This window comes from Streptomyces mesophilus (assembly GCF_040300965.1).
Classification (GTDB): domain Bacteria; phylum Actinomycetota; class Actinomycetes; order Streptomycetales; family Streptomycetaceae; genus Streptomyces; species Streptomyces mesophilus_A.
Map to the genome: position 1 here is coordinate 1 of NZ_JBEPEW010000290.1, position 4,035 is coordinate 4,035.

4 protein-coding genes are annotated in these 4,035 nt (G+C 70.2%); all 4 read right to left on the reverse strand.

What is annotated here, in order from left to right:
- A partial coding sequence (locus tag ABT367_RS41050) for a biotin/lipoyl-containing protein (RefSeq protein ID WP_352259042.1) occupies positions 1 to 279 on the reverse strand: 279 nt, incomplete at its 3' end.
- A 53-nt stretch (positions 280 to 332) separates the two neighbouring features.
- Positions 333 to 1,721, reverse strand: coding sequence for a dihydrolipoyl dehydrogenase (gene lpdA, locus ABT367_RS41055; protein ID WP_352259043.1), 1,389 nt, complete (start codon positions 1,719 to 1,721; stop codon positions 333 to 335).
- Positions 1,722 to 2,040: 319 nt separating this feature from the next.
- Entirely contained in the window at positions 2,041 to 3,576 is a 1,536-nt protein-coding gene (locus ABT367_RS41060) for a leucyl aminopeptidase (RefSeq protein WP_352259044.1), read from the reverse strand.
- A gap of 142 nt (positions 3,577 to 3,718) precedes the next feature.
- Positions 3,719 to 4,035: adenosylcobinamide-GDP ribazoletransferase (locus ABT367_RS41065; protein ID WP_352259046.1), on the reverse strand; the 317-nt coding region annotated here is incomplete at its 5' end.

The window sequence follows — 4,035 nt, forward strand, 5'->3', positions numbered from 1 at the left end:
CTCGGCCTGAGCCGGGGCGGGGGCGGCAGCGGGGGCGCCGCTGCCGTCGTCGATCAGGGCCAGCTCGGCGCCGACCTCGACCGTCTCGTCCTCGGCGACCTTGATGGACGCGAGGATGCCGGCGGCCGGCGAGGGGATCTCGGTGTCGACCTTGTCGGTCGACACCTCGAGCAGCGGCTCGTCGGCCTCGACGCGCTCGCCCTCGGCCTTCAGCCAACGGGTGACAGTGCCCTCGGTGACGCTCTCGCCGAGCGCCGGAAGGGTTACGGAAACCGCCATGGTTTCTGTTGCTCCTTACGAAATTGCGGAAGTTTGGGGAGCCCCGAGGGCTGTTAGTCGTGGGAGTGCAGCGGCTTGCCGGCCAGCGCCAGGTGAGCCTCGCCGAGCGCCTCGTTCTGCGTCGGGTGCGCGTGGATCAGCTGCGCGACCTCGGCGGGCAGCGCCTCCCAGTTGTAGATCAGCTGGGCTTCGCCGACCTGCTCGCCCATACGGTCACCGACCATGTGGACGCCGACGACGGCACCGTCCTTGACCTGGACCAGCTTGATCTCACCGGCGGTCTTGAGGATCTTCGACTTGCCGTTGCCCGCCAGGTTGTACTTGAGGGCGACGACCTTGTCCGCACCGTAGATCTCCTTGGCCTTGGCCTCGGAGAGACCGACCGAGGCGACCTCGGGGTGGCAGTACGTCACCTTCGGCACACCGTCGTAGTCGATCGGGACGACCTTCATCCCGGCCAGACGCTCTGCCACCAGGATGCCCTCGGCGAAGCCGACGTGCGCGAGCTGGAGAGTCGGGACGAGGTCACCGACGGCCGAGATCGTCGGCACGTTGGTCTGCATGTACTCGTCGACGAGGACGTAGCCGCGGTCCATCGCGACGCCCTGCTCCTCGTAACCGAGACCGGCCGAGACCGGGCCACGGCCGATGGCGACCAGGAGGACCTCGGCCTCGAAGGTCTTGCCGTCGGCGAGGGTGACCTTGACGCCGTTCTGGGTGTACTCGGCGGACTGGAAGAACGTGCCGAGGTTGAACTTGATGCCGCGCTTGCGGAAGGCGCGCTCCAGGATCTTGGAGCTGTTCTCGTCCTCGACGGGAACGAGGTGCTTGAGGCCCTCGACGATGGTGATGTCGGCACCGAAGGACTTCCACGCCGAGGCGAACTCGACGCCGATGACGCCGCCGCCCAGGATGATCGCGGACTCCGGGACGCGGTCCAGGACGAGCGCGTGGTCCGAGGAGATGATGCGGTTGCCGTCGATCTCCAGACCCGGCAGCGACTTCGGCACGGAGCCGGTCGCGAGAAGGATGTGGCGGCCCTGGATGCGCTGGCCGTTCACGTCCACCGAGGTGGGCGACGACAGGCGGCCCTCACCCTCGATGTACGTCACCTTGCGGGAGGCGACAAGACCCTGCAGGCCCTTGTACAGGCCGGAGATCACGTCGTCCTTGTACTTGTGGACGGCCGCGATGTCGATGCCCTCGAAGGTGGACTTCACACCGAACTGGGCGCTCTCGCGGGTCTGGTCCGCGACCTCGCCGGCGTGCAGCAGCGCCTTGGTGGGGATGCAGCCGTTGTGCAGGCAGGTGCCGCCGAGCTTGTTCTTCTCGATCAGGGCGACGTCAAGACCAAGCTGAGAGGCGCGCAGAGCCGCGGCGTATCCGCCGCTACCGCCGCCGAGAATCACTAGGTCGAAAACGGTGCTGGCGTCGTTCGCCACGTCACGTCCTCCATGCATGTGCGCCGGTCGGCGGTCCTCACTGACCGCGCGGCGGCTTTGGTGTTCGGCCGCTTGTTCCTTCGGCCCTGTGGTGGGGGCCCTGTCCTGCCAAGGGCCATCTTCGCACTTGTCGGCGGGGAGCGGGACGTCGGGCCGCAGTGCAAGACGTCTGATCGATCACAGACCAAGGTCACCGCAGCGTATGTCCGTACGGATTTCGTCCAGGGCGAAATTCCCGAAGCGCCCGGGATCAAGGCCCGGCCCATGCGAGCGGCCCCGGGCACGAAGCCCGGGGCCGCAGGTCACACAGGTGGCCGGATCAGCCCAGGTCGCCCGCCGCGGTGCGCTCGGCCAGCGCGACCAGGGTGCGTACGCCGGTACCGGTGCCGCCCTTGGGGGTGTAGCCGAACGGGGAGCCCTCGTTGAAGGCCGGGCCCGCGAGGTCCACGTGGGCCCAGGTGATGCCCTCGCCCACGAACTCGCGCAGGAACAGACCGGCCACCAGGCCGCCGCCCATCCGCTCGCCCATGTTGGCGATGTCGGCGGTCGGCGAGTCCATGCCCTTGAGCAGGTGCTCGGGCAGCGGCATCGGCCAGGCCGGCTCGCCGGACGCCTCGGCGATCTCGTACAGGGAGGTACGGAACGCGTCGTCGTTGGCCATGATCCCGAAGGTGCGCGAGCCGAGCGCGACCATCATCGCGCCGGTCAGGGTCGCGACGTCCACGATCGCGTCCGGCTTCTCCTCGGAGGCCTTGGCGATCGCGTCGGCCAGGACCAGACGGCCCTCGGCGTCGGTGTTCAGGACCTCGACGGTCTTGCCGGAGTACATGCGCAGGACGTCACCGGGGCGGGTGGCGGAGCCGGACGGCATGTTCTCGGCGAGCGCCAGCCAGCCGGTGACGTTCACCTCGAGGCCGAGGCGGGCGGCCACGACGACGGCGGCGAACACGGCGGCGGCGCCGGACATGTCGCACTTCATCGTCTCGTTGTGGCCCGCCGGCTTCAGCGAGATGCCGCCCGAGTCGTACGTGATGCCCTTGCCCACGAAGGCCAGGTGCTTCTTGGCCTTGGCGTGCGTGTAGGAGAGCTTCACCAGGCGAGGCGGGGAGTCCGAGCCGGCGCCGACGCCGAGGATGCCGCCGTAGCCGCCCTTGGTGAGCGCCTTCTCGTCGAGCACCTGCACCTTGATGCCGTGCTCCTTGCCGGCGGCCGTGGCCACGGCGGCGAAGGCCTCCGGGTTGAGGTCGTTCGGCGGGGTGTTGATCAGGTCGCGGGCGCGGTTGAGCTCCTCGGCCACGGCCGTGGCGCGCTCGACCGCGGCCTTGGCGGCCTTGTCGCGCGGCTTGGTCCCGAGGATCACGGCCTCGGCCAGCGGGCCCTTGCCGTTCTTCTTGGCGGAGGCCTTCGGGGCGGAGCCGTTCTCCTTGTACGCGTCGAAGGAGTACGCGCCGAGCAGTACGCCCTCGCCGATCGCCCCGACCTCGTCGGCACCCTCGGCGGGCAGCGCGAACGCGGCCTTCTTCGTGCCGGACAGCGCGCGGGCGGCCACGCCGGCCGCGAAGCGCAGGGTCTCGGTGTCGAAGGACTCGCCCTTCTCCGGCACCGCGCCGAGCCCGACGGCCAGGACGAGCGGGGCCTTCACGCCCTCCGGCGCGGGAAGCTTGGTGACCTCGCCCTCGCCGCCCGAGGCGCCGAGGGTCTCGAGGACGGTGGCGAGCTTGCCGCCGAAGGCCTTCTCGACGGCGTCGGCGCCGGGGGCGACGACGGGGCCCTTGTCGCCCTTGGCGACTCCGACGACGAGCGCGTCGGCCTTGAGGCCGGCCGCGGCGGCGGTGCTGAGAGTCAGAGCAGTCACTGTGGTGAGTTCTCGCTTCCGTCTTCCGTTATGCGTCTATGGGGTGTTGTCCCGGGCCGAGCCTACGCTTGCGCGCTGGTGGAGCGCCTGCCGCGGGGCTTTTCCGCTGCGCAGAGGGGATCGTCCTGCGATACGGAGGGCCTCAGCCCAGCGTGAACGCGACCAGTGCGGCGGTCACGGCCGTCTCCGCCACCGCCCCGAACACGTCACCGGTGATCCCGCCGAACCGCCGCACACACCTGCGCAGCAGCAACTCGCCCACCATCAGCGCGCCCACCACCGCGAGCCCCCCGTGCAGCACGCCCACCGTGCCGTAACCAGCCCCGCCCGCAAGGCAGATGACCAGCGCGGCGACCAGCGCCGCCGAGCGCAGAGGCACGGTCCCGGCCACCGCCGCCCCGAGGCCTTCCGGGCGCGCGGCGGGTACGGCGGGGCGCGAGGCCAGCGTCAGGGCCGTGC